Raw genomic sequence first — 24,376 nt, forward strand, 5'->3', positions numbered from 1 at the left:
GCATGAGGGTAGTTTCGGCGATTGGAATGATGGGATTGGCCTCGGCCGCACAGGCGCTGGACCTTGGCCCACCTCCTGAATTCGCGGAACCTGATCTGGCCGTTGTCGATCTGGGGCAGTTGCTGTTTTATGACCCCATCCTGTCCGGCAACCGAAACATCAGCTGCGGGTCCTGTCACCATCCGCGTCTAGGAACGTCCGACGGGTTGTCTCTGGGCGTGGGTGAGGGCGGCATCGGGCTGGGAGTGACACGTGCTTTGGACCCCGAAAACCGCCCGGAACAACGCATTCCTCGCAACTCTCCGGCCTTGTGGAACCTTGGCGCGGATGAGTTCACGGTATTCTTCCATGACGGACGGCTCGAGGCTGACCCGAGCCGCCCGAACGGCATCCGCACTCCGTTGGGAACGCATATGCGGCCGGGGTTCAAATCCGCCCTTGCGGCGCAGGCTATGTTTCCGGTGCTGTCTCCGGACGAGATGGCCGGGCATTACTCCGAGAATGAAATCAGCAAAGCAGTGCGTCTGGGTCTGCTGGCGCAAGAGGGCGGGGCCTGGGACCTGATCGCCGCGCGTGTCGCAGCCATTCCCGAATACCAGACACGGTTCGAAGACGCTCTGCCGGGCGAGGAGATCACCTTTACGACGATCGCCAACGTGCTTGCAGATTTCATCGCCTTCGAATGGCGGGCCGACAACAGCCTGTTTGATCAGGCGATGCGCGGAGAGGCAGAGCTGCCGCCCGAGGCGCAGGCAGGGTTGGATCTGTTTTACGGTGAGGCGGGGTGTAGCGCCTGCCATTCCGGATGGCTCCAGACGGATCATGGGTTCCACGCCATCGCGATGCCTCAGATCGGGCCGGGTAAAGGTGCGCGGTTCGAAAGTCACGCGCGTGACGATGGACGCATGCGGGTGACCGGTGAGGCCGGTGACGCCTTTGCCTTCCGCACGCCGTCACTGCGCAATGTGACCCTGACCGCCCCGTATGGCCATAGCGGTGCCTATGCCGAGTTGGAGGATGTGGTGCGTCACCACCTTGATCCGGTGGGGTCGTTGCAGCGGTATTCGCTGGAACAAGCACGTCTGCCCGCGTTTCCGGGTGCAGATGATCAGCGTGCCTTGATTGATACGACCGAGGCTATCGCTGCCGCCAATAGCCTGGAGCCGGTTTCGTTGAGCGACGATGAGGTAAACGCGATTCTCAGCTTTCTGAACACCCTTGAAGACCCGGCCCAAAGGCTTGGTGTTCCCGAAACCGTTCCCAGCGGGCTGCCTGTGGATCAGTGATGGAGGCGGATGATCTGGTTGGCGTCATACGCCTGCCAGTCGCTTGTGGAGCCATCCGGCCAGATCATCCGCAGCTCGATCGCCTCAGCCGATCCCAATCCGAAATGATGCAGGCCTGAAGTCCCCCCGGCATGGCCTCCGCCAATGGTGATCTCGCGGGTCTGCAGGCCGGAGGGCATTCGCATCTCGATAAACCCGCCCACCGCAGCACGGTTGGAGGTGTTCTGAGAGACATCGACAAGAACCCAGTTTCCAGCGGTAGTTGTGTTCTGGTGAACTTCCAACGGCGCGCCCCGGTTGACGACGACCACATCCAATTGGCCATCATTGTTCAGATCGACCAAAGCGCCGCCGCGCGACTTGGCCATCGAGGCCACGCCCGCCTCGGCAGCAGCTTCGATAAAGGACCTATCAGGCTGTTGCAGCATCAGGTTGTTCGGGTCGTTTAAGGCCGCGACAGGCATCTGTTCGACATTGCCTTTAGTCACAAAAATATCGTCTAGCCCGTCGTTGTTGGCGTCTCCGAATTGCGCATGCCATCCGGTCGAAGGTCGCCCATCGCCGCCGACATGCGGTCTGTGCGCGGTGGTGCCTTTCTCATAGGTCGCATCGCGCCAGGTGGGGCTGTCATCGGAGGGGTCAAACACCTGAAACTTCTGGTCGCCCATCGACGTCAGGTAGACGTCGGAGAACCCGTCACCCGTGAGATCGCGCGAAGCAATCCCCATTCCCCAGATCGAGTAGGGCAGCCATCCGTCATCCTCGGTGTACAGCCGCGGTTCAGCCTCCATCGCCCAGAGTTGCTCCTGCCCGCCGCGCACGTAGTAGTGGCGATCATTGCTGACCCGCAGGTCTGCCCGACCCGTGCGCGCCCAGTCGGAAAACAGGATCGACAATGAACAATAGCCCGGCTCTAGCAGTGACGGTGCTCTGTATCCTGATCCTTCAGGACGGTAGAGGAGCGTCGGACCACAGGTCTCGAAAGGACCCTCGGGGTCAAAACGGTCGACATAGGTGCCGAAGGCCAGCGTTGGCAGCGTCTCGCCGTCCTCCCATGTGGCCGAGAAACCGGTGGTCCAATGATCATCTGATTGGAAGTTCAGATCGGCAAAAGGGGTAAACTGGCAGTCAGGCTGGCCTTGCAACAAAAGGTCCTCACCAACCCTCAGAACCGCCAGATCCTGAAAGCCGTCACCGTCGATATCCAGTGGATAGGCCCCGGTCACACCGGTCAGTGACAGCGCCTCTGGCGTGTCGACGCGGAAAGAGAGATCGCCGTCCGAGGTGTTGTGGAACAGCTGCGATGTGTTTGACCCACCTGCAGCGAAGAGGTCGGGCAGGCTGTCGCCGTCGCAGTCGAACACCGCAACGCCTCCGCCCACGAAATGTTCCCAGCCGCCGTCATAGACATGTGCGGCAACCTCGATCTGCTGAAAGCTTGGTATGGGCTGATCGGCCGCAACAACTGTGGCGCTTGCAAAGAGGAGGGCGCACTCACGATACATGGGCCGGCATCTCGCGTATCTTCAAGGTTGAGACCTGTTCGATGGCATAGGCGATGGCGCCTTTGGCCCACATGGTGTCATCCCACTGGTTGACCTTGATGTCGGGCAGGGGGGCATCGACGTGGACGACCCCCTTACGTATCCGCTCCATCACGCTGTCGGAATAGAGGTGCTGAAAGCTGACCTGACTCCCCGAGATGATGATACATTCGGGATCGAACAGATTGATCAGGTTCGAAACGCCCATTCCGAATACCTGCCCCGCCCGATCCAGCACGGACAAGGCATGTTGATCACCAGACTGCGCATTGTCATGCAGATCGGCAATGGTGATCTGGTCGCGATCCTGACCGGCATTCGAGGCCTCTCGGATCAGGGCGTATTCCCCGACATAGGCCTCGAGACACCCATGCTGGCCGCATTGGCAGATCGCGCCATCCAGTTGCACCTTGGTATGACCGAATTCGGCCCCGCATCCGCGCTCGCCCCGGTAAAGCTTGCCGCCCAGCACGATCCCTAGGCCGACGCCGTGTTCTATCGTGATGACAAGAAAGTTTCGCAGACCTTTGCCCAGCCCGAATAATTGCTCCGCCTTTGCAACAAGATTGGCGTCGTTTTCAATGAAAACAGGGCAATCAACCTCTTGCTGCAGAAGCGGGCCAAGGTGCACGTTCCGTTCCGAGATCGAGGAGGACCAATGGACAAAGTTGTGCTCGGCATCAATCAGGCCCGCAATTCCGATCGAGACCCCTGCGATATCCGACATCGAAATTGACGCAGCTGCGCAGGCGCTTTCCAGCGCCTCTCGGATGGTTTTGGCAAAGTCGAGCGGGGTCATGCAGGCTTCGACCAGCGGGAATTTGATCGACGCTATCTCAAGACCTTCGAAATCTGCGATCAGAACCGAGACATAGTGGCGTGTGACCTTGAACCCCGCAATCAGCAGTGATCCACCGTTCAGCTTGAGCAATACACGGGGCCGCCCGCGTCGTGGGGACTCTGACTGAGTGTCGCCTTCAACCTCATGGATCAGGCCCGCAGACAACAGGTCTGCCGTTGCGGTGGTGACGGTGGCGGGGCTGGTCTGCAAAGCACCCGCAATATCAATGCGAGAGATCGCCCCCTTGCGGCGGATATGCTCCAGCACGCGCAGCCGCGTTACGTTCCGCTGCTCGGTAGAGATAGAAGAGGCTTTGTTTTTCAGCATCTTGCCCTCGCGAATCTCATCTTGGCATTCACCTTAGTTAGATTCTCATGTTAGCGATAGCATAAATATTTTGCCGACTGAAATAAATGTGCTACTCAGGTAGGTGAAGTCCTCGAATCACTTCGAAGGGACTCGAACAACCGGGAGGAAAGCATGAAGAAATTCCTAAGCATTTCAGTCGCGGCTGCTCTGATGAGCACGGCTGCCTTCGCTGAAACCGTCGTTGGCGTCAGCTGGTCGAACTTTCAGGAAGAGCGTTGGAAGACTGACGAAGCCGCGATCAAATCCGCGCTTGAGGCAGGTGGTGCCGAGTATATCTCTGCCGACGCGCAGTCATCTTCTGCAAAGCAGCTGGCGGACATTGAAAGCCTGATCGCACAGGGCGTGGACGCGCTGATCATCCTTGCGCAAGACTCGCAGGCGATTGGCCCGGCGGTTCAGGCTGCGGCAGACGAAGGTATCCCGGTTATCGCATATGACCGCCTGATCGAAGATGACCGTGCATTCTACCTGACCTTCGACAACGTCGAAGTTGGCCGCATGCAGGCCCGCGCGGTGTTCGAAGCGATGCCCAAGGGCAACTACGTTATGATCAAAGGTTCCCCGACTGACCCGAACGCAGACTTCCTGCGTGGCGGTCAGCAAGAGATCATTCAGGCCGCTGTCGACAGCGGTGACGTTGTAATTGTCGGCGAAGCCTATACCGATGGCTGGCTGCCCGCGAACGCGCAGCGCAATATGGAGCAGATCCTGACAGCGAATGAAAACAACGTGGACGCCGTGGTTGCCTCGAATGACGGTACTGCCGGTGGTGTTGTTGCCGCGCTGACAGCGCAGGGCATGGAAGGTATCCCTGTCTCGGGTCAGGACGGTGACCATGCCGCGCTGAACCGCGTCGCGCTAGGCACTCAGACCGTATCCGTCTGGAAAGACGCGCGTGAACTGGGCAAAGCCGCAGGCGAGATCGCAGTCGCGCTGAGCGGTGGCACTGCTGCAGGAGATGTTGAAGGCGCGGTCAGCTGGACGTCGCCTGGTGGCACCGAGATGACTTCGGTCTTCCTGGCACCGGTTCCGATAACAAAAGACAACCTCTCGGTTGTTGTAGATGCAGGCTGGATTCCGCTGGAAGACCTGTGTCAGGGCGTGGAAAACGGCCCAGCCCCCTGTAACTAAACTACCATAATTCCCGGCCTGCGTAGGCGGGCCGGGATTCCAATCGCTGAACATGAAAGATCGGATATGACCGAAACTTCGTCTCAGCCGGTACCCCAGAAAAGCAAGCAAAACTTGTTCCAGCAGCTTGAGCTGGACATGCGGCTATTGGGTATGATCGGCGCGTTTATCATCCTTTGCATCGGGTTCAATATCGTCACGGAAGGGCGTTTCCTGACCCCTCGCAACCTGTTCAACCTGTCCATTCAGACCGTATCGGTTGCGATCATGGCCTGTGGCATGGTGTTCATCATTGTGATGCGCCACATCGACCTTTCTGTCGGCGCCTTGTTGGCGACGACATCCGCCGTGATGGCCATGACCCAAACCGAGCTTTTGCCGAACATGCTGGGTATGGGCCTGAACAACCCCGCAACTTGGGCGATCACTCTGGTCGTAGGGCTTGCGGTTGGAACCCTTATCGGGGCGTTTCAAGGCTGGATGATCGGGTACCTGACAATTCCCGCCTTCATCGTGACCCTCGGTGGGTTTCTGGTTTGGCGTAACGTCGCCTGGTACATGACCGATGGCCAGACCATTGGCCCGCTGGATAGCACATTCCTCATGTTCGGCGGCACCAACGGAACACTTGGCACCACGGCCAGTCTCTTGTTTGGCCTTGCCGCGACAGGTGCCGCGATTTGGGCGCTTTGGAGTGCGCGCCGGTCCAAGGCCGCACATGGTTTCCCGGTCAAACCCGTCTGGGCGGAAACAACGCTGGCCGGGATCATCGGCATCGCGATTATGGGCTATGTCTTCATCGTCAACAGCTACGCCATCCCGACCCGTCGGCTCGAGCGTATGTTCGAAGCGCGCGGCGAGATCATGCCCGAGGGTCTGGTCGTCGGCTACGGTATCCCGATCTCGGTTCTGATCCTGATCCTGGTAGCCGTCACACTGACCGTCGTGGCCCGCAAGACCCGGTTCGGCCGCTATATCTTTGCAACTGGCGGCAATCCCGACGCGGCGGAGCTTTCTGGCATCAACACGCGCATGATGACCGTCAAGATCTTTGCCTTGATGGGCTTCCTGTGCGCACTTTCCGCTGTTGTGGCTTCGGCCCGTCTGGCCAACCACTCGAACGACATTGGTACGCTGGATGAGCTGCGTGTTATTGCTGCAGCTGTGATCGGCGGGACAGCCCTGTCCGGTGGTCTGGGGACGATCTATGGCGCGATACTGGGTGCTCTGATCATGCAGGCGCTGCAATCGGGGATGGCTATGGTCGGTGTGGATGCACCGTTCCAGAACATCGTCGTCGGTGCTGTGCTCGTCCTGGCTGTCTATATCGACATCGTCTATCGCAAACGTTTGGGAGCGAAATGATGCAAGCTGAAGAAACGCACAACACAAATTCGGGTCGCGGTTCAGGCCAGCCACCTTTGGTCGAAATGAACGACATCTCGATTTCCTTCGGGGGCATCAAGGCGGTGGATCACGTGTCGGTCGACCTCTACCCCGGCGAAGTTGTGGGCCTGCTGGGCCACAACGGGGCAGGGAAGTCCACGCTGATCAAGGTCCTGTCCGGCGCCTACCAGATGGACAGCGGCGAGATCCGGATCGACGGCGAAAAGGTCGAGATCAACAACCCTCGGGACGCGCGGGCCAACAATATCGAGACGATCTATCAGACGCTCGCTTTGGCCGACAACCTCGACGCCAGCTCAAACCTGTTTCTCGGGCGCGAGATGGTGACACCGATGGGCTTGGTCAACGACGCCGCGATGGAGGCCGAGTGCCGCAAGATCATGGGTCAGCTGAACCCCAACTTCCAGAAGTTCAATGACCCGGTTTCGGCCTTGTCAGGCGGTCAGCGTCAGTCGGTTGCGATCGCCCGGGCGGTGTATTTCAACGCCCGCATCCTGATCATGGATGAACCTACAGCCGCATTGGGCCCGCATGAGACCCAGATGGTCGCGGAACTGATCCAGAAGCTCAAGGCGCAGGGGATCGGGATTTTCCTGATCGACCATGATGTGCATGCTGTGATGGAACTGTGTGATCGGGCTTCGGTCATGAAGAACGGTCAATTGGTCGGAACCGTCGACATCCCCGATGTCACCGATGATGACCTGCTGTCGATGATCATTCTGGGCAAAAAGCCCGGCGAAAAGACTGAGTGAGGGAAGACAATGGTGAGTGGTTTCTTTCAAGAGATCGAAAAGATCCGGTACGAGGGCGAAGAAAGCAAGAACCCGCTCGCCTTTCGTCACTACAATCCGGATGAAGTCATCATGGGCAAACGCATGGAGGATCACCTGCGTTTCGCCGTCGCGTGGTGGCACTCGTTCGCTTGGGAAGGGGGCGATCCGTTTGGCGGCCCGACGCTTGAGCGTCCCTGGCATCCGCAGGATGATATGGGTCGTGCCAAGATGAAGGCCGACATCGCGTTCGAGATGTTCGATATTCTCGGGCAGCCCTATTTCTGCTGGCACGATGCGGATATCCGACCCGAACAGGGCAACTATGCGGATAACCTGAGAACTCTGGAAGAGATCACCGACTATATCGGTGAGAAGATGCAAGTTTCGGGCACCAAGCTGCTTTGGGGAACTGCCAATATGTTCAGCCATCGCCGCTGGATGGGTGGGGCGAGCACGAACCCTGATCCGGACGTGTTTGCCTTTGCGGCTGCAACGGTGAAATCCTGTATCGACGCGACCCATAAGCTGGGGGGCGAGAACTACGTGCTGTGGGGTGGGCGTGAAGGCTATGAGACGCTGCTCAACACCGATATGGGGGCCGAGCTTGATCATATGGGTCGGTTCCTGAACATGGTGGTCGAGTACAAGCACAAGATCGGCTTCAAGGGCGCCATTCTGGTCGAACCCAAGCCGCAGGAGCCGTCCAAGCATCAGTATGACTATGATGCAGCCACTTGCATCGGTTTCCTTCGCAAGTATGGCCTTGAAGATGAGGTCAAGCTGAATCTCGAACAGGGGCACGCCATTCTGGCCGGTCACAGCTTCGAGCATGAGATCGCGACTGCGACGGCCGAAGGCATGCTGGGTTCCATCGACATGAACCGCAACGACTATCAATCGGGTTGGGATACGGACCAATTCCCCAACAACACGCCCGAGGTCGCCTTGGCCTATTATCACATCCTCAAGGCCGGAGGCTTCACCACGGGCGGCACCAATTTCGACGCGAAGATCCGGCGTCAGTCGATCGACGCCGAGGATCTGATCGCCGCACATGTGGGTGGTATGGATATCTGCGCGCGCGGTTTGAAAGCGGCTGCCGCAATGATCGAAGATGGCGGGCTAGAGGCCGCGCTGGCGGACAGATACGCGGGCTGGTCGACGGACACTGCGCAATCCATGCTGTCCTCTGGTCTGGATGAAATCACGGCCCGCGTCTTGGCCGAGGATATTAACCCGCAGCCTCGCTCCGGTCGGCAGGAAATCCTCGAGAACTACGTCAACCGGTTCGTCTGAACCGACACGCTTGGGCGGACGTCTCGCCCAACTACTCTGTCAAAGGCCCGCTGCACAACCTGAGTGCGCGGGCCTTTTTGTGGTTAGTCGCTCTGAACGACCTGTTGATGAACCTCGATCACGTTGCCCTCGGGGTCTTGAAAGAAGACCTGATGCCATTCTTTCGCGAAGGTGGTGCCGTAGTCAGAATAGGGGATGCCGCGCTCGTCCAGCAGCTTCAGGAACGCTGGCAGATCGTCGGTACGAAAGGCGATATGGCCGCGTTCCACTGGGTTGATCACTTGGCCGTTCTTGAAGGCGACGTCAAAGGTGCGTTCGGCCAGATGCATCTGCATATGGCCCTCGGTCGCAAAGCGGATCTTGCCGTCATAACCGCTTTCCTCATCGGCCTCGGTCCGTGGGAAATTGTCCTGTGGGATGTCATCCAGCCCCAGCACGTTGGTGTAGAAATCGTGCATGCGATCAACATCATCGGCGACGAAGTTGATGTGATGGAATTCCAGTTTCATGCTCTGCCCTTGCCCTGAACCTTCGGTGTCTCAGGACCTCTAGCATGTCGGTTGGTTTCTGTGGATGGCAAATTGGCAAGGCGACCCCTTTGCGCGGGGTCGCCCGTTTTTTTATTCGAAGTTGTAGGGCACGCCAGCCTGATTGATGACGCTGTTATACTCTTGGAAGATGCCGATGATCTTCTGGTGGACTTCGCCTTCCTGAGCAATCTCGTCCCAGAACTCCTTGGCCGCGTTCTCCACCTCGGCCCATTCGCCGGGTGGAACCGAGCGCAGCTCCAGCTTGTCGCCATTGGCGCGCAGCGCCGCTTCGCCACCCCAGTACCACTGGTTCCGATAGGTGTGCCCAGCCTCGATCCCGGCCATCACGACGGATTTCAAGTGATCCGGCAGCTCGTTCCAACGCTCTTGGTTGGCGAACCATGATCCGATCCACGCGCCTGAGATGTTGTTGGTCAGGAAGTAGTCGGTCACATCAGCCCAGCCGACCGTGTAGTCCTCGGTAATGCCGGACCAGGCCATGCCATCCAACTCGCCCGTCTGAACGGCCACTTCGGCGTCCTCATAGGGGATGTTCACTGGAACCACGCCGAACTTGGCAAGGAAGCGGCCAGCTGTCGGGAAGGTATAGAGTTTCAAGCCATCCAGATCGGCGACCGAGGTGATCTCCTTCTTGGTGTTGAAGTTGCACGGGTCCTGACCGGCGGCAGACAACCATTGCACACCGACCTTGGCATATTCATCCCGCCAGATATCAGCCAGACCGTATTGGTTAAACAGGACAGGAACGTCGAGGATGTGCTTGGTTGCGAAAGGGAAATACCCTCCGAACACGCGCAACGGCGTGGGTGAGGCCATCGAGTCATCGTCCGAATGCACACCGTCGATGGTGCCGCGCTGAAGCGCCTGGAACAGCTCTCCGGTGGGGACGATCTGGTCGGCATAGAACAGCTCGATCTCAAGCTCGCCATTGGCATTGGCGTTGATGTAATCGATGGCCGGTTTGGTCACATGCTCACCCAACGCACCCCCTGCGTAGGTCTGAAAGCGCCATTTGATCGGGGCCTGCGCTTTGACGATTGCGGGCGCTGCCAGTGTCGCAGGCGCGGCCAAAGCAGCAGTGCGTAAAAATCTGCGTCTTGTTGTTGTCATAGTCTTCCTCTCCTGTGCTTTTTGTTGAAATCGAACCGGTTTTCCCGGCTTCTTCTCTTGTATGCTCAGTTTCCGTAGACGATGCCCGGAAGCCACAATGCGATGTCGGGGAAGGCCATCACCAATCCCAGTGCCACAGCCATCACGCAGACAAACGGGATGATTGAGCGGTAAATGTCTTTGATCGTCACCTCAGGCGGGGCCATGGCCCTCATCAGGAACAGGTTATACCCGAAAGGCGGTGTCATATAAGCGATTTGGCAGGTGATCGTGTAGAGCACGCCATACCAGATCAGGTCAAACCCAAGCGCGCCGACCAGCGGCACGTAAAGGGGCGCGACGATGACCAGCATGGCCGTGTCATCAAGGAATGTTCCCATGAGCAGAAAGCTCAGTTGCATCAGGATCAGGATGATCCACGGGTTCAGGCCGAGTTGAACGGTAAACAGGTTCTCAATCGCTTTGACCGCGCCCAGACCGTCAAAGACGGCCCCAAAGGCGAGTGCGGCGAGGATGATCCACATGAACATGCAGGTGATGCCCAGCGTCTGCTTGATCGAGGTTTCAAAGACCTGCCATGTCATGCGACGTTTGAGAACGGCCGCCAGAAAGGCCGCGATGGCACCAAGGGCGGAGCTTTCCACCAGGGACGTCCAGCCGTTGACAAAGGGCACCATCATCACGGCGAAGATACCCAGCGGCAGCAGGCCAGCGCCCAGTAGACGCATCTTTTCGCCCCACGTGACTTCTGCGCGTTCCTCCGCGCTCATCACCGGGCCAAGTGCCGGATTTATGCGGCAGCGGATGGCGATGTAGATGATGAACATCGTCGCCATCATCAGGCCGGGGATCACGCCGGCCAGCCAGAGTTGCCCGACCGGCTGGCGCGCGATCATGGCATAGAGGACCAGCACGACTGAGGGTGGCACCAGAATGCCCAGTGATGATCCGGCCTGTATCACGCCGGTGACCATCAGCTTGTCATAGTTGCGACGTAGCAGCTCGGGCAGGGCGATGGTGGCTCCGATCGCCATACCAGCCACAGACAGCCCGTTCATGGCTGAGATCAGAACCATCAGGCCGATGGTGCCAATGGCCAGTCCTCCGGACAGTCCACCCATCCAGACGTGGAACATTCGATAGAGGTCATCGGCAATCCGTGACTCGGAGAGGATATAACCCATGAAAATGAACATCGGCAGCGTCAGCAAGGGATACCATCGCATCACCTTGATCGCCGCCGCAAAACCGAGATCGTATCCTCCGCGGTCGCCCCACAGGAAGAAGGCGGCGATTACGGCGACAAAGCCAATCGCGCCAAAGACCCGCTGACCGGTCAGCAACATCAGCATCATGGTCGAGAACATGAGCGCGGCAATCAGTTCGTAGCTCACCCGCGATGCCCTCCTTCAAGGTCTTCGGGGGCCATGTGGACGGGCTCATCATCCTTTTTGCCCATGTCAAAGCCTTTGAGGCGCAGGATGTCCTTGCAGAGTTCCGATATCGCCTGAAGCAGCATCAGAAAGATGCCGATAACCATGATGGTCTTGATCGGCCAGATATAAGGCCGCCAGGCCGAGGAGGAGCGCTCACCCCCATACTGGAACGAATACATCAAGCTGTCCCAGCCGCCCCACAGCAAAAAACCGAGGTAGGTAATCAGAAACAACACGGTCAGCGCGTCGATCTGGCTTTTCTTGCGGTCGGTCCATTCACCATAGAGCAGATCCATCCGAACATTCGCGCCCATCTGCATCGCGTAAGGCCCGCCCAGCATGTAATAGGCCACCATCGCGAATTGGGCCATCTCAAGCGTCCAGAGGGACGGCACGAAGAACGTCTTGGAGACCGAGGAATAGAGCAGGATCGCCATCATCACGAAGATGCCATACATGATCACGCGACCCAGCATCCGGTTTGCGCGGTCGATGAACCGCACGTAAGTCATCATGGGTCCTGTCACGAGAGGCAGACTTTCAGGCGTTTGGGGTCATCAGACCGAACGCAACCATGCCGATAGCGATGCTGACAGCAGCGCGTGATCCAGACAATGCATTGGTTTGATTCAGTGTTTTTGCTCACGCTGGTATCAGAACGAGATGGTTGGATTCTGTCAAGCACGGCTTCGGCTCAGGGCTTGCAAAACCCGACTCAGTGGTGATCGCCCGGAAATGGCCTGCCTTTTGGGCGAAACGAAACAGTTGACGCTGCGCCGCCATCTGAGAAGGTGACGGAACCCAAACGCCGTCGCAGAGCAGGTAGGACATGGCCAATCAATCCCAAGGCGAAGCCGTTTTCCTGAGTGGCAGCCTGATGCGACATGTCACGCGTATGTCTCTGACAACCAGCATCGGCCTGATGGCGATCTTTGCGGTCGATTTCGTCGACATGGTGTTTATCTCGATGCTTGGCAATGACGCGTTGGCCGCCGCCGTGGGATATGCCGGAACGCTTCTGTTTTTCACCAATGCAATCAATATCGGCCTGTCGATCTCGGCCGGAGCGTTAACGGCGCGGGCCTTGGGGGCAGGGCGGCCAGAGGAGGCGCGAAAATATGCCTCCAGCGTGGCAACGCTGGGTCTGTGCGTCGGGCTGGTAACCCCGGTTCTGGTACTTTGGAACCTCAGCGCGTTGTTGTCGTTATTGGGGGCAGAGGGCGAGGTGTTGAGGCTCGCCACACGCTATGTGTCGATCATTTTGCCGACCATGTGGGTGATGGCGATTGCAATGGTTGCAATGGCGGTTCTGCGGGCGCATGGGGATGCGCGGCGATCCATGATGGCCACGATCTATGGCGGCGTGGTGAATGCGGTTCTCGACCCGATCCTGATCTTCGGGGTTGGTTTGGGGCTCGACGGTGCAGCGATTGCATCGGTGCTGGCGCGGATTTGTATGCTCGCCGCTGCGCTTTGGCCCGCCCTGCGCGTCCACCGAGGCTTTTCCCGCCCATCGCTGCGGCAAGTCGCATCCGATCTTAAACCAGTCCGGGCCATCGCGATCCCGGCTGTGCTGACCAATGTGGCAACGCCGATCGGCAATGCCATCGTCGTGCGTGAAATCGCCGAGTACGGAACGGATGCGGTGGCCGGAATGGCTGTGATCGGGCGACTTTTGCCCGTGGCGTTCTCGGTTATCTTTGCGCTGTCTGGGGCAATCGGTCCCATCATCGGGCAAAACTTCGGGGCCGAGCAGTTCACGCGCGTGCGCGAAGCCTTTCTGGCCGGCATCAAATTTACTGCGATCTACGTTCTTGGGATGGCGGCGGTCCTTTTCCTGTTGCGCGCACCAATCGCGGATTTGTTCGCGGCCGAGGGCGAGACCCGCGTGCTGATCTACCTGTTCTGCGGGCCTCTGGCGCTGGCGTCTTTCTTCAACGGTGTCATCTTCGTCGCCAATGCCAGCTTCAACAACCTTGGCCACCCGGTCTATTCCACATGGATCAACTGGGGCCGCCATACTGTGGGCACTTGGGTCTTCGCCTCAATTGGATCGGCACTGGCCGGGGCGTCCGGAGTTCTTTTGGGGCAGGCTTTCGGCGGCATCATCTTCGCCGCGATCAGTTGGAATTTGGTCGGCCGTGTTGTGTCTAGCTTAGAACGCGCGCAGGCGATCGACCCGTTTGCAGGTCAGAACCGCTTGCATTCTCTGTTTGGCCGTCGCGGCTGGTAGCACGAGGCGTGTGTGGGTGAACCATGGCGCCGCGCTTGCCGTCGGTGCAACGATCTGTTTGAGAGCGAAACGCTCGAGGGGCATGACACGCTGGCGTAGGTTTGGGGCTCTGGAACGAAAGGTTGCCTTAGTGTTCCGCACGAAAAAACCTGTGGCAACCACAACTGAAAAAGCGCCGATAGAAATCAAAGAGAGAAGCATCAAAGAGAAAGCAGCTTAAGACTGAAGCCAGACTTCTGGTTTTCTTCTAGATATTGAATGCTGGTGAAGTGGCAGCCCGTAGGGGAATCGAACCCCTCTTTCCAGGTTGAAAACCTGGCGTCCTAACCGATAGACGAACGGGCCACTGGGGCAGTGTTCACAAGCAGAAATGGTAGCCCGTAGGGGAATCGAACCCCTCTTTCCAGGTTGAAAACCTGGCGTCCTAACCGATAGACGAACGGGCCACGCTAGCTTGTGGAGGGCCTTTTACGGTTTCACCCCGACCCCCGCAAGCCGAAAAATGCAGGGATGCGAAAGTTTTTTGACCTGTCCTGCCGTTGCCTTGAAACCGGTCATTTCGCCTCGGCTGCGTCCTCAAGACGAAGCTGTACGTTTTGGCGACCACCCCACGTGTTCACCTCAAGCCGACCAGCAAAATGAAAGCGCGCTCCGCCGTGATTTGAGAGCTTTTCGCCCATCGGCCCGTCGAAGGCTCCGAATGCGATCGCGTCCAGCCCGCCGCCAAGGCCATCCGCAAGCGAGAGTTTCAGGTGCGACTCACCGACCCGTTTGGCAAAACGCACCTGCAGGTCAGGAAGGGCGTATCGCGGGGCAGGGGCGCTGGCTCCGAAAGGCCCGGCTTTCTCAATCTGTTCGATCAGATCCACCGTCGCTGCGCCGGGCATCAACGCCCCGTCGAGCTTCATGTCCGCGGGACCACCTTGCCCTGCGCCTTGCTTCTCAAGCAGTTCTGACAGGCGCTTCATGGCCGGTTCCAACTGGTCGCGCATCACGGTCAGCCCGGCCGCCATCTTGTGACCGCCACCTTTGACCAACAACCCCTCAGCCGCCAGCCGCTGGATCGAGGCCCCTAGATCAACGCCCGACACCGACCGCCCTGATCCTTTGCCTTCATCCCCGTCGAAGCCAATCACAATTGCCGGACGATTAGCGTTTTCCTTCAGGCGCGAGGCGACGATACCGACAACGCCCGGATGCCAACCTTCGCCAGCGGCCCAGACCAAGGGCGCGTCCAAACCGCGCTCCTCCGCTTGCTCAAGCGCAGCAGCGCGTACGGCGTTTTCGATATCGCGCCGCTCAGAGTTCAGCGCATCGAGCCGCTCGGACAGGGCCTGCGCTTCGTGCACAGAGGCGGTGCTGAGCAGCCGCGCCCCAAGGTCGGCCTGACCGATACGCCCGCCCGCGTTGACCCTCGGTCCCAACAGAAACCCGAGATGATAGCTATTGGGCGCGGCATCCATACGAGCGACATCCGACAGGGCCACAAGGCCAGGGCGCTGACGGCCTGCCATGACCTTCAAACCTTGTCGGACCAAAGCGCGGTTCGCTTCAATCAGCGGGGCAACATCGGCGACAGTCGCCAGCGCGACCAAATCCAGCAGAGGCACCAGATCCGGCCCTTTAGCCCCAGCCCCACGCATCTGCCGGCCAGCCTCGACCAGCATCAGGAAGACAACGCCTGCCGCGCAGAGATAGCCCAGATCGCCGCTTTCATCCTGCCGGTTCGGGTTCACCACGGCCACACAATCCGGCAAGGTCTCACCGCCCAGATGGTGATCCAGTACGATCACATCCGCGCCTTGTGCAGCCGCGATCGGTTCATGGCTCAGCGTGCCGCAATCCACGCAGATGATCAGATCATGCGCCGCTGCCAATGACTGCATAGCAGGCACGTTAGGCCCATAGCCTTCGTCGATGCGGTCCGGCACATAGAGCGTCGCCTGCAGACCCATCTGTCGCAGCCAGACCAGCAGCAACGCCGCCGAACTGCCTCCATCCACATCATAATCCGCAAAAACTGCGATCCGCTGCCTTTCGCGCACCGCTTTCAGAAACCGGGTCGCAGCGGCTTCCATATCCTTCATGCTGCGTGGGTCGGGCAAAAGCTCTTTCAGCTTTGGCTCCAGAAAACCAGCAGCCTCCATCGGAGGGACGCCCCGCCGCGCCAGCACTTGGCAAACGGCACGCGGTAAACCTGCCTGCTGCACCAACATTTCAGTCGCGCGCTCAACTTCAGGCGAGGGCCCCACCCAGTGCCGGCCTGTCAAAGATTGCTCAACCCCAAGAAAACTCATCGCACCTCTCATATGCTAAGGCCGGACCCAATTTGGACCCGGCCTCTTCATCTTTTCACAGATACTCTCGCCGAAGGCATCGGCGCAAGCCGCTTAGGCTTCGTCGTGCGACCACATTGGCGTACGGTAGGACATGCGGCGAACCGATCCGGTTTTCGAACGCATCAGAAGGGTGGTGGTTTCAACCCAGCCCGGCTCACGCTTGATGCGCGGCAGCAGAGAGCCACCGGTTACGCCGGTTGCGGCAAAGATCACATCCGCCGTCACCATCTCGTCACGTGCATAGACACGGTCAAGATCGGTGATGCCCGCCTTGGCGGCGCGGCCACGTTCGTCATCGTTGCGGAACAACAGGCGGCCAAAAATCTGACCACCCATGCATTTCAGAGCAGCGGCAGCCAGAACGCCCTCGGGCGCGCCACCCTGGCCCATGTACATGTCGATGCCGGTGGTTTCGCTTTCGGCGCAGTGCATGACACCAGCCACATCGCCATCAGTGATCAGACGGATCGAAGCGCCGGTTTCACGCACCTCGGCGATCATCGTCTCATGGCGCGGACGCTCCAGAATGCAGACGGTAATATCGGCCGGTTCGCAACCTTTGGCCTTGGCCAGTGCCTCAACACGTTCGCGCGGGCTCATATCGAGCGAAACGACGCCTTCGGGGTAGCCGGGGCCAACCGCCAGCTTGTCCATATACACGTCCGGCGCATGCAGCATCGAGCCGCGCGGGCCCATGGCGATCACGGTCAGCGCATTGGGCATGTCCTTAGCGGTCAGAGTGGTGCCTTCCAGCGGGTCCAGAGCGATATCCACGCCGGGGCCTTCGCCAGTACCGACCTCTTCGCCGATATAGAGCATCGGCGCTTCGTCACGCTCGCCTTCACCGATGACCACGACACCCGCGATATCCAGCAGGTTCAACTGCTCGCGCATCGCGTTCACGGCGGCCTGGTCGGCGGCTTTCTCGTCACCGCGTCCCACCAGCGAGGCCGAGGCAAGCGCGGCCTGTTCCGCAACCCGCGCAAGGCCCAAAGACAGCAGGCGGTCGTTAAAATCGATTTTGGCAGCGTTCATGCGTTGTATTCCTTTGGCAGGCAATGGCGTTTCGTCTGGCATAGCCTGCGGATGGCGCAGGCTGCAAGGGTTCAGACCTGTTCAATCCGCAGCGCCACAGGCTCACCGGCAACAACATCGGTTGTGCGGAACCCGTCCAGCGCCACGTCCAGAGTGGCCCGAGTGGTTTTGTGGGTGACAATCAAGACGGGGGCTGTGCTGTCGCTGTGGCCGTACTGCCGCATCCGGTCAATCGACACGCCCGCGTCGCCCAAAATGGCCGCAACCTTGGCCAGCGCACCGGGTTTGTCCAGCAAGCCCAGACGCAGGTAATACGGCGCAGGCAGGCCTGTGATTGCGGGGGTGGCATCTTCGAGGCTGGACGCAGGGCGCCCGAAGGTCGAGATTTTCAGACCCCGTGCCAGATCGCACACATCGCCCATCACTGCGCTTGCGGTTGGTCCTTCGCCCGCTCCGGGGCCGCGCAGCACCACTTGTTCAACTGCGTCGCCTTCGATCACCACCATATTGGTGCCGCCTTCGAGTTGACCCAGCGGCGAGTCGCTGGGCACGAGGCAGGGCTGCATACGCTGTTCCAGACCGCGTGCGGTGCGTTGCGCAAGACCCAGCAGCTTGATCCGATAGCCCATGTCATGGGCCTGATGGATGTCGTCGAGGCTGATTTGCTGGATACCTTCAATCTCGATCCCTTCGAAATTCGGTTTCGTGCCGAACGCGATTGAAGACAGCAGGGCCAGTTTATGCGCCGCATCAATGCCCCCAACATCCAGGTTCGGATCCGCTTCGAGGTAACCCAACTCAGCGCATTCGTCGAACAGCGCGTTATAGCCTTTTTCCTGCGATTGCATGCGGGTCAGGATGTAGTTGCAGGTGCCGTTCATCACGCCCATCACGCGGGTGATCTCGTTTCCGGCCAGACCTTCGGTGAGGGATTTGATCACCGGGATGCCTCCGGCGACGGCGGCCTCGAACCGGATCACGCGGTCTGCGGCTTCGGCTTTTTCGGCCAGCTCCTGACCATGGATGGCCAGCAGGGCCTTGTTGGCCGTGACAACATCCTTGCCGCTGGCCAACGCCGCCTCGACCGAGGCTTTTGCCGGACCGTTTTCGCCGCCCATCAACTCGACAAACACGTCCACGTCATCGCGTTTTGCCAAGGCTACGGGATCGGTTTCCCACGCATAGTCCGACAGGTTCACGCCCCGATCCTTGCTTGAATCACGGGCCGAGACGGCGACGATTTCGATCGGGCGTCCGGTGCGTGACTGCAGCAGATCGGCATGACGCCGGACAATCCGGACAACACCCACACCAACAGTTCCCAAGCCCACAATTCCAAGCCGCAGCGCCTGTGTCATCCCGTGGGTTCCTTTCGCTCGCACCAGTCTGATTTCGGGCCTTTTACCCGTTCAGCGCTGCCTTAGCTGGTTCAGGGCACGGGCGCAATCCGTCACGCGCCAGCAGGGGCTGGGAAAAGCCGATCTTTAGTTGATCTGAGCGTTTTGCAGCGCTTCGGCTTTCTTCGCCAAAGCCTCGCTTCGGGCACTAAGGTCCTGCTCAACGGCAGATGCTTCGCTGACCGGATCGGCAGGCGCGCCCAGAACGTTGGGTAGGGGCAAAAGCTTGGGGTAAGGCGCCGTCTTGACCGCGCGGGATTCGCTGCCTTCCAACTCAGGGAAGTTTGTGCATCCGGCAAGGGTCAGGATCAGAACCAGAACTGGCAGGCGCTTCATAACAGGTGCTTTCACAAGGGACTGGTCTTGTGATGCCTCTTTTACCCGATCTGTTCAAGCGGGGTTCTATCTGAACATACGTTCAGATAGTGTCGGTCCATGGCTCGTACACAGGGATCACATTCGGACATAACCGGCCCGCGCATCCGCAAGGCAGCGTTGGGTCTTTTTGCGCGCCATGGCTATGCCGCCGTTTCGATGCGCCAGATCGCCAAAGAGGTCGGCGTTCAGGCCGGGGCGCTGTATAACTACACGCCCGACAAGCAAAGCTTGTTGTTTCGCCTGATGCGCGACCACATGCAGGAGTTGCAGCAAGCCTATGATGCCCTTGGTGAAACCGGCGACGTGCAAGAGGCTTTGCGCCGCTTTGTCGGGTTCCACATCCGGTTTCATCTGGAACGCCCCGACGAGGTTTTCATCGCCTACATGGAGTTGCGCAATCTGACGCCGGACAACTTCGCAGAGATCGAGGATCTGCGCCGCGCTTACGAGGACTCTCTGGAGCGGATATTGAGTGAGGGCCAGAAAGCAGGTCACTTCGCGATCTCGGACACCAAGATCGCCACGCTGGCGGTGATTGCGATGCTGAATGGTGTGATGACCTGGTATCGCTCGGGTGGGCGATTGTCGTTGGACGAGGTCGAGCAGATCTATTGGGACATGGTTCGCCGCGCAGTGACGGCCTGACCTGAAGGTGGGTCAGGCTTGGCTCTAGTGGGCAGGGCGAATGAAGGTTCCATTGCGTAGCTCACGAAACGCTTGCTCCAACTCGGCTCGCGTGTTCATGACGATGGGGCCGTGCCACGCCACAGGCTCATCAATCGGAGCGCCCGAGATCAGCAGAAAGCGAACACCTTCGGGCCCGGCCTGAACAGTGATCTCATCCCCGGTGCCGAACCGCACCAGAGTGCGGTCTCCGGACATGTCGCGGATATTGACCTCTTGCCCTGCGACTTCCTTTTCCAGCAAAACTCCGGTCGGCTGGGACGCATCGGCATAGGCCGCCTGACCTTGGAACACATAGGCAAAGGCACGGCGGTAGGTGTCGATCTTGAAAGTCTTTTTGACACCGGCCGGAATTTGCACGTCCAGATACTGGGGATCTGCTGCAATACCGTCCACTGGGCCGGTTTTGCCCCAGAACTCACCCACGATAACACGTACAGTAGTGCCGTCATCGTCGACGACCTCGGGGATCTCTTTGGCCTGAACATCCTGATAGCGCGGAGCGGTCATTTTCTGATCCGAGGGCAGGTTGCCCCAGAGCTGAAACCCGTGCATCTGGCCCGAAGCATTGCCGTGCGGCATTTCCTGATGCAATATGCCCGACCCCGCCGTCATCCATTGCACATCACCCGCGCCGAGCGTCCCGCTGTTGCCCAGCGAATCCGAATGCTCGACTGTGCCAGACAGCACATAGGTGATCGTCTCGATCCCGCGATGAGGATGCCAGGGAAAGCCGGCCTGATAGTCCTGCGGGCGCTCATTGCGAAAGTCGTCGAACAACAGAAACGGGTCCAATTCGGACGGGTCCTCAAACCCGAAGGCGCGATGCAGCTTGACGCCCGCACCTTCCATCGTCGGTACGGCCTTGCGTGTTTCGAATGTGGGTCTGAGGGACATGACAACCTCCTTCATTTGTTCGCAGGATGTATGCCCATCCGGGGACTGGTCAATTTGCGCAGGAGCACCATGAATGTGCGCAAATGTAGGGCAGGGGAGGGCCTGTTTATTTCTACGCAAAGCGGATACACGAGACAGCAGACAGACAGGAGGCAGTCATGCAGGACGAAGTGCTAGCAACGATCGAGGCATCATCCCCAAGACGGGTGGCCGGTGTTGCTATGCTGGGCAGCGTAGGTGTTTTGGTGATTTACGTGGCGCTGGCTTCTCCGCCCGAACTCGTCTGGCAGGTGTTTTTGTTGGCGGTTGGCGCGTCGTCCTTGTGGTTGGCCTATCGCGTCTGGATTGCCACTCAGGACAGGATCGAGCTGACTGCATCAGAGCTGCGCACCGGATCGGGGCAGGTGATTGCGCGGGTAGATGAGATTGAAGCCGTGGATCGAGGTGTTTTCGCGTTCAAACCATCCAATGGCTTTCTGGTGCGAACGCGCGAAAAGGCCGGTAACGTCTGGGCGCCTGGCCTGTGGTGGCGGCTAGGCCGCCGGGTTGGCGTCGGCGGCATGACAGCATCCGCCGAGGCCAAGTTCATGTCCGAGATACTCTCGGCTATGGTGTTACAGCGTTGACGGCTCCACGGTGGTGTTATCTTCCGGAGTACTGTCGTCATGTCCGCTATCAACAGTGCCGTCGTCCACGTTGTTGGCGTCCTTGCAAGAGTCTGGCCCTTGGATGAAGGTGTATCCGCGGGGTTGCGTGAAGATGAATTTGTCGATGAAGAACTCGTTGCTACCGAATCCGATTTTGAACGGACGCACGTAGTGATGCCGTGTCTCGACCAAGATCATCGTGGCGTTATCTGCCATTATTGGAATGCGATCCGAGACTTGATCAACTGTTTCGTTGGACCACCGTGTCAACCCTTCACCGCGTGTGCAGGACCATTCGACAAAGTGACGATCATCTGTGTCTGTGCTTTCATCGCCAGTGTCCCATCGTACGAAAGAGATCCGCAACGACAATCCGTTGCCTTCACTGATCATGTATCTTTGTAGATCATACATGGATGTGATGTACTGGTCCGTTACCGTGTCTTTCTCTCGGGAAAGAATATCAGCGACAGCGTAGGCCGCTTTCAGGTTGCTAGCACCCTGACGGTATCCGTCGAAATAGGTATACGCCGTCCAGACCGACCAGAACAGTAGGGGAAACGTCATAATGGCTTCGATGCTAACGACACCATCTTCTCTCTTTAGAAAGCGTGATGTCACACCGGCCAAGTGTTTTTGAATGAAAGATTTAAGGTTCATGTACAAACACCGTCGTTGCATGAAGTTCGTATTGTCCGTCGGGATCTTGCCGAGCAAGCCGACCAAGCGTTGTACCGAAGAACAAAGGAGTGATTTCTACGCACGCGCGTATGATCATTAGTTCGTTGGCCGTTCCGGGTGTAAAAATCTGATCGTCTTTGCCTCGAATCTCTTCCGGCGTATCAACGCAAAATGGCCGATCAAAGTTGCCAGTAAGAACTGCACTGCTGTCGAAATGATTGACCCTTGTCATCTCGACAGCCAGATTTTGCTGACAATCCGGAATGGCGCCGGCCTCTTCGCAGATGATCCGCTTTAACAGGTCGTGCGTCCAGGCTGTTTCGCCTTCATAAAGATCAATTCGATTCATGCGGACATCCTGGATCGTCGCATCTAGGGCGCGCTCTAGGTTGGCATGGTTCCACGCCACAATCCCGATCTCGATACCGGAATAGGTGGTTATCATGAAGATCGGAAACCACATCACAAATTCGATTGTGGCCATTCCCTTTTCTTCGCGGCGAAACCTTCGCAGCACTTTTTTCAGATGTCGGATCATTGGGTCAGCCTCAGATTCTGGATGCTCGCCGCGATATCGTCGAAGACTTCGCCAATCTCGGATCCTGTTGGTGCGAAATATGCGTTTTCATCCGATTTGCAGTACCACAGGAGGTTTCGACCATTGGTGGTGGCCTCGTAGGCGACCGAGAAGATCAGGATGTTTCTTGCGCCGGATTTCGCATAATCGCACATCGCTTCGACCTGATCGTCTTTTCTGGAACGGTTTTCTGTCTCGGTCGCCGCATAATACCAGTTGTATGCATCGCTCGAACCGACGGAATCATATAGCAACTGATAGATTTCGTACCGCGAGGTACGCTCCCACAAGGCGGGCCATGTCAGAGACAGGGCGCTCCCATCTTCATCGAGCTGGCGAACTTCGCCCCTGTCAAGGTTGTCGCAATAGCCGCTGCTGTAGTAATTTCCTCTGCAAAGGTAGACATTGAAAGTGTCGTTTCCGTACGCGTGGTCCTGAAACTCGTCGCGCACCCAGTATCTGCCGCGACTGCTGTCCCAGTATGCCCTGTCCACACCCAGCCACGCATATCTGAAGCTATCGTCGTCTTCGTCATAGTGGTTCACATTGACGGAATAGACTTCTTCGTCTCCATTCCACCAAATACCCGATTGACCATCATTGTATGGCGGTTTCACCCATGTGCGAGAAGTGTTCTCGCCATCGGTCATCAGAACGATAACTTTCATGGTGTCACTACCGACGCTGTCGGCGGGGCGACCTGCAAAATCTGCCGGTATCTGGCCGTTTGCGATCATGTTGGTGACAACGGGGCGGAAGTTTTCGTCCAACAGCGTCAGTGCCCATTTCATGCCGACATTTATCGACGTGTTGTCGCGCGCATAAAACGAGTCAATGTAAGTGTGCAGGTTCGTTTCGTTGTTCTGGTGAACAACAAGCTGACGGCTGGCCTCAGAACGGCACCGTTCGTCGATGCGCGGTGAACTGAACCCACCTGACGGGCGCTGATCCCCGCCGTAGCGAGAATAGTACAACGATTGATTGTAGGTCTTTGAAAGATCGAATGTCCCTGCTGCCAGATCTGAGGTTTCAAAGTCGATACAGTTGGCGAATCTGTTGGAGCCAGCGGTCGTAAGCTGGTTCATGACGGCAGAAGGGACACCCACCTGCGTTGCGTAAGGAATGATCGAGATCGAGAGTTTGTCAGAACTCGTGTTCTCATACATTTTGGTGACAAAGCTCTTGGCCGCACCTTTCAGGTTGGTCAGGCGCGACCCTCTCATGGAGCCTGAAACATCCAGAACCATAGCGATTTCGACGTTGCCGATGGACTCTTCTGCGACGCTGACGACGTTCACGTCAATCGAGTCGACGTCCCACCATTGCATGAAATGCATACCGACCGGCATCGTTGCTCTCGCTTCGACGCGGCGCTGTCCGACGATCAACTTGTTGCCGTCATCATCGCAAGACCTCGGGGTGACTATGACTTCGCCATCCAGAAACTGGTCCAAATTTTCTTTGACCAAGTAGTCCTGTACAACGTCTTTTGGGCAAAGGTTCTGTTGGAGGTCTGCAGCGGCCAAAACGGCGCGGTCCAACGAATACTGAAGGCGCGCTCTTTCATGGTCATAGCGCATCATGTCGACGGCAAATCCACCCACAGTGAAGATGACAAGGATTAGGCCCAGCGACAGGATGGTCATGGTCCCGCGCTCCGAGCGCAAGAACGGCGCAGCGCCCTTGTCGGAGCAGCTGGATTGCTCAGTTCGTTTGGATTCAGAATTCCTAAACACTTTTTTCATATCTAGTCCCTGCAGG

22 protein-coding genes and 2 tRNA genes are annotated in these 24,376 nt (G+C 58.3%); 8 read left to right on the forward strand and 16 right to left on the reverse strand.

Going from position 1 to position 24,376, the window contains the following annotated elements; all coding sequences use genetic code 11:
- The first annotated feature begins 2 nt into the window (after window positions 1-2).
- On the forward strand, window positions 3-1,286 hold the full coding sequence (locus tag ACR0KL_RS04300; RefSeq protein ID WP_480776670.1) for a cytochrome-c peroxidase: 1,284 nt from the start codon (window positions 3-5) through the stop codon (window positions 1,284-1,286).
- On the opposite strand, the gene ACR0KL_RS04305 is transcribed toward ACR0KL_RS04300, so the two are convergent.
- Both ACR0KL_RS04305 and ACR0KL_RS04310 read right to left on the reverse strand, forming a co-directional pair.
- Window positions 1,280-2,791, reverse strand: a complete 1,512-nt coding sequence (locus ACR0KL_RS04305; protein WP_170765780.1) for a CRTAC1 family protein — start codon at window positions 2,789-2,791, stop codon at window positions 1,280-1,282. The two genes, ACR0KL_RS04300 and ACR0KL_RS04305, sit on opposite strands and share 7 nt — an antisense overlap.
- The gene (locus tag ACR0KL_RS04310; RefSeq protein ID WP_170765778.1) at window positions 2,781-3,998 is read right to left on the reverse strand and encodes an ROK family transcriptional regulator; all 1,218 of its coding nucleotides are present in this window, start codon (window positions 3,996-3,998) and stop codon (window positions 2,781-2,783) included. Before ACR0KL_RS04310 ends, ACR0KL_RS04305 begins: the two co-directional genes overlap by 11 nt.
- A gap of 153 nt (window positions 3,999-4,151) precedes the next feature.
- Between ACR0KL_RS04310 and xylF the strand changes: the two genes are divergently transcribed.
- The 4 genes from xylF to xylA all read left to right on the forward strand — a co-directional run bounded on the left by xylF (window position 4,152) and on the right by xylA (window position 8,650).
- Window positions 4,152-5,171, forward strand: coding sequence for a D-xylose ABC transporter substrate-binding protein (gene xylF, locus ACR0KL_RS04315; protein WP_170470315.1), 1,020 nt, complete (start codon window positions 4,152-4,154; stop codon window positions 5,169-5,171).
- 66 nt (window positions 5,172-5,237) lie between these two features.
- Window positions 5,238-6,536 (forward strand): sugar ABC transporter permease, encoded by a 1,299-nt coding sequence (locus tag ACR0KL_RS04320; protein WP_170677486.1) that lies wholly within the window; start codon window positions 5,238-5,240, stop codon window positions 6,534-6,536.
- The gene (locus tag ACR0KL_RS04325) at window positions 6,536-7,333 is read left to right on the forward strand and encodes an ATP-binding cassette domain-containing protein (protein WP_170677488.1); all 798 of its coding nucleotides are present in this window, start codon (window positions 6,536-6,538) and stop codon (window positions 7,331-7,333) included. The genes ACR0KL_RS04320 and ACR0KL_RS04325 overlap by 1 nt, the downstream gene beginning before the upstream one ends.
- 9 nt (window positions 7,334-7,342) lie before the next feature.
- Window positions 7,343-8,650: a xylose isomerase gene (gene xylA, locus ACR0KL_RS04330; RefSeq protein ID WP_170677490.1), complete on the forward strand. Its 1,308-nt coding sequence runs from the start codon at window positions 7,343-7,345 to the stop codon at window positions 8,648-8,650.
- A gap of 83 nt (window positions 8,651-8,733) precedes the next feature.
- On the opposite strand, the gene ACR0KL_RS04335 is transcribed toward xylA, so the two are convergent.
- The 4 genes from ACR0KL_RS04335 to ACR0KL_RS04350 all read right to left on the reverse strand — a co-directional run bounded on the left by ACR0KL_RS04335 (window position 8,734) and on the right by ACR0KL_RS04350 (window position 12,262).
- Window positions 8,734-9,159, reverse strand: coding sequence for a VOC family protein (locus tag ACR0KL_RS04335; RefSeq protein WP_170677492.1), 426 nt, complete (start codon window positions 9,157-9,159; stop codon window positions 8,734-8,736).
- A 111-nt stretch (window positions 9,160-9,270) separates the two neighbouring features.
- Window positions 9,271-10,311, reverse strand: a complete 1,041-nt coding sequence (locus ACR0KL_RS04340; RefSeq protein ID WP_170376212.1) for a TRAP transporter substrate-binding protein — start codon at window positions 10,309-10,311, stop codon at window positions 9,271-9,273.
- Window positions 10,312-10,376: 65 nt separating this feature from the next.
- Entirely contained in the window at window positions 10,377-11,705 is a 1,329-nt protein-coding gene (locus ACR0KL_RS04345; RefSeq protein ID WP_170677494.1) for a TRAP transporter large permease subunit, read from the reverse strand.
- Entirely contained in the window at window positions 11,702-12,262 is a 561-nt protein-coding gene (locus ACR0KL_RS04350) for a TRAP transporter small permease subunit (protein WP_170376848.1), read from the reverse strand. The genes ACR0KL_RS04345 and ACR0KL_RS04350 overlap by 4 nt, the downstream gene beginning before the upstream one ends.
- Before the next feature lie 314 nt (window positions 12,263-12,576).
- Here ACR0KL_RS04350 and ACR0KL_RS04355 point away from each other — a divergent pair, with 314 nt between their 5' ends.
- Entirely contained in the window at window positions 12,577-13,980 is a 1,404-nt protein-coding gene (locus tag ACR0KL_RS04355) for an MATE family efflux transporter (protein WP_480554601.1), read from the forward strand.
- A gap of 270 nt (window positions 13,981-14,250) precedes the next feature.
- Here ACR0KL_RS04355 and ACR0KL_RS04360 read toward each other — a convergent pair.
- The 6 genes from ACR0KL_RS04360 to ACR0KL_RS04385 all read right to left on the reverse strand — a co-directional run bounded on the left by ACR0KL_RS04360 (window position 14,251) and on the right by ACR0KL_RS04385 (window position 19,102).
- Window positions 14,251-14,325 (reverse strand) — tRNA-Glu (locus ACR0KL_RS04360).
- A 26-nt stretch (window positions 14,326-14,351) separates the two neighbouring features.
- Window positions 14,352-14,426: transfer RNA gene (locus tag ACR0KL_RS04365), tRNA-Glu, on the reverse strand.
- Window positions 14,427-14,534: 108 nt separating this feature from the next.
- On the reverse strand, window positions 14,535-16,277 hold the full coding sequence (recJ, locus tag ACR0KL_RS04370) for a single-stranded-DNA-specific exonuclease RecJ (protein ID WP_170677496.1): 1,743 nt from the start codon (window positions 16,275-16,277) through the stop codon (window positions 14,535-14,537).
- A 93-nt stretch (window positions 16,278-16,370) separates the two neighbouring features.
- Window positions 16,371-17,354: a class II fructose-bisphosphatase gene (gene glpX / locus ACR0KL_RS04375; protein WP_170639024.1), complete on the reverse strand. Its 984-nt coding sequence runs from the start codon at window positions 17,352-17,354 to the stop codon at window positions 16,371-16,373.
- A gap of 71 nt (window positions 17,355-17,425) precedes the next feature.
- Complete coding sequence (locus tag ACR0KL_RS04380; protein WP_170677498.1) at window positions 17,426-18,712, reverse strand: homoserine dehydrogenase; 1,287 nt, start codon at window positions 18,710-18,712, stop codon at window positions 17,426-17,428.
- A gap of 126 nt (window positions 18,713-18,838) precedes the next feature.
- A complete protein-coding gene (locus tag ACR0KL_RS04385) occupies window positions 18,839-19,102 on the reverse strand; it encodes a hypothetical protein (protein ID WP_480554599.1) in 264 nt (87 codons plus the stop codon).
- 84 nt (window positions 19,103-19,186) lie between these two features.
- Between ACR0KL_RS04385 and ACR0KL_RS04390 the strand changes: the two genes are divergently transcribed.
- Window positions 19,187-19,774, forward strand: coding sequence for a TetR/AcrR family transcriptional regulator (locus ACR0KL_RS04390; protein WP_170677500.1), 588 nt, complete (start codon window positions 19,187-19,189; stop codon window positions 19,772-19,774).
- 24 nt (window positions 19,775-19,798) lie between these two features.
- On the opposite strand, the gene ACR0KL_RS04395 is transcribed toward ACR0KL_RS04390, so the two are convergent.
- A complete protein-coding gene (locus tag ACR0KL_RS04395) occupies window positions 19,799-20,710 on the reverse strand; it encodes a pirin family protein (RefSeq protein WP_480776671.1) in 912 nt (303 codons plus the stop codon).
- Window positions 20,711-20,868: 158 nt separating this feature from the next.
- On the opposite strand from ACR0KL_RS04395, the gene ACR0KL_RS04400 reads away from it, so the two are divergent.
- Window positions 20,869-21,336 carry a hypothetical protein gene (locus tag ACR0KL_RS04400; RefSeq protein ID WP_170677504.1) on the forward strand — a complete coding sequence of 156 codons (468 nt, stop codon included), beginning with the start codon at window positions 20,869-20,871 and terminating at the stop codon, window positions 21,334-21,336.
- Here the strand turns inward: ACR0KL_RS04400 and ACR0KL_RS04405 are convergent.
- The 3 genes from ACR0KL_RS04405 to ACR0KL_RS04415 form a co-directional block, all read right to left on the reverse strand.
- Window positions 21,325-21,924 carry a hypothetical protein gene (locus tag ACR0KL_RS04405; protein WP_170551703.1) on the reverse strand — a complete coding sequence of 200 codons (600 nt, stop codon included), beginning with the start codon at window positions 21,922-21,924 and terminating at the stop codon, window positions 21,325-21,327. The genes ACR0KL_RS04400 and ACR0KL_RS04405 overlap by 12 nt on opposite strands.
- Before the next feature lie 82 nt (window positions 21,925-22,006).
- The gene (locus tag ACR0KL_RS04410) at window positions 22,007-22,576 is read right to left on the reverse strand and encodes a TadE/TadG family type IV pilus assembly protein (RefSeq protein WP_170470275.1); all 570 of its coding nucleotides are present in this window, start codon (window positions 22,574-22,576) and stop codon (window positions 22,007-22,009) included.
- Window positions 22,573-24,261 (reverse strand): VWA domain-containing protein, encoded by a 1,689-nt coding sequence (locus ACR0KL_RS04415; RefSeq protein WP_170551700.1) that lies wholly within the window; start codon window positions 24,259-24,261, stop codon window positions 22,573-22,575. The genes ACR0KL_RS04410 and ACR0KL_RS04415 overlap by 4 nt, the downstream gene beginning before the upstream one ends.
- Window positions 24,262-24,376: the final 115 nt, after the last annotated feature.

This window comes from Ruegeria sp. C8 (assembly GCF_056537565.1).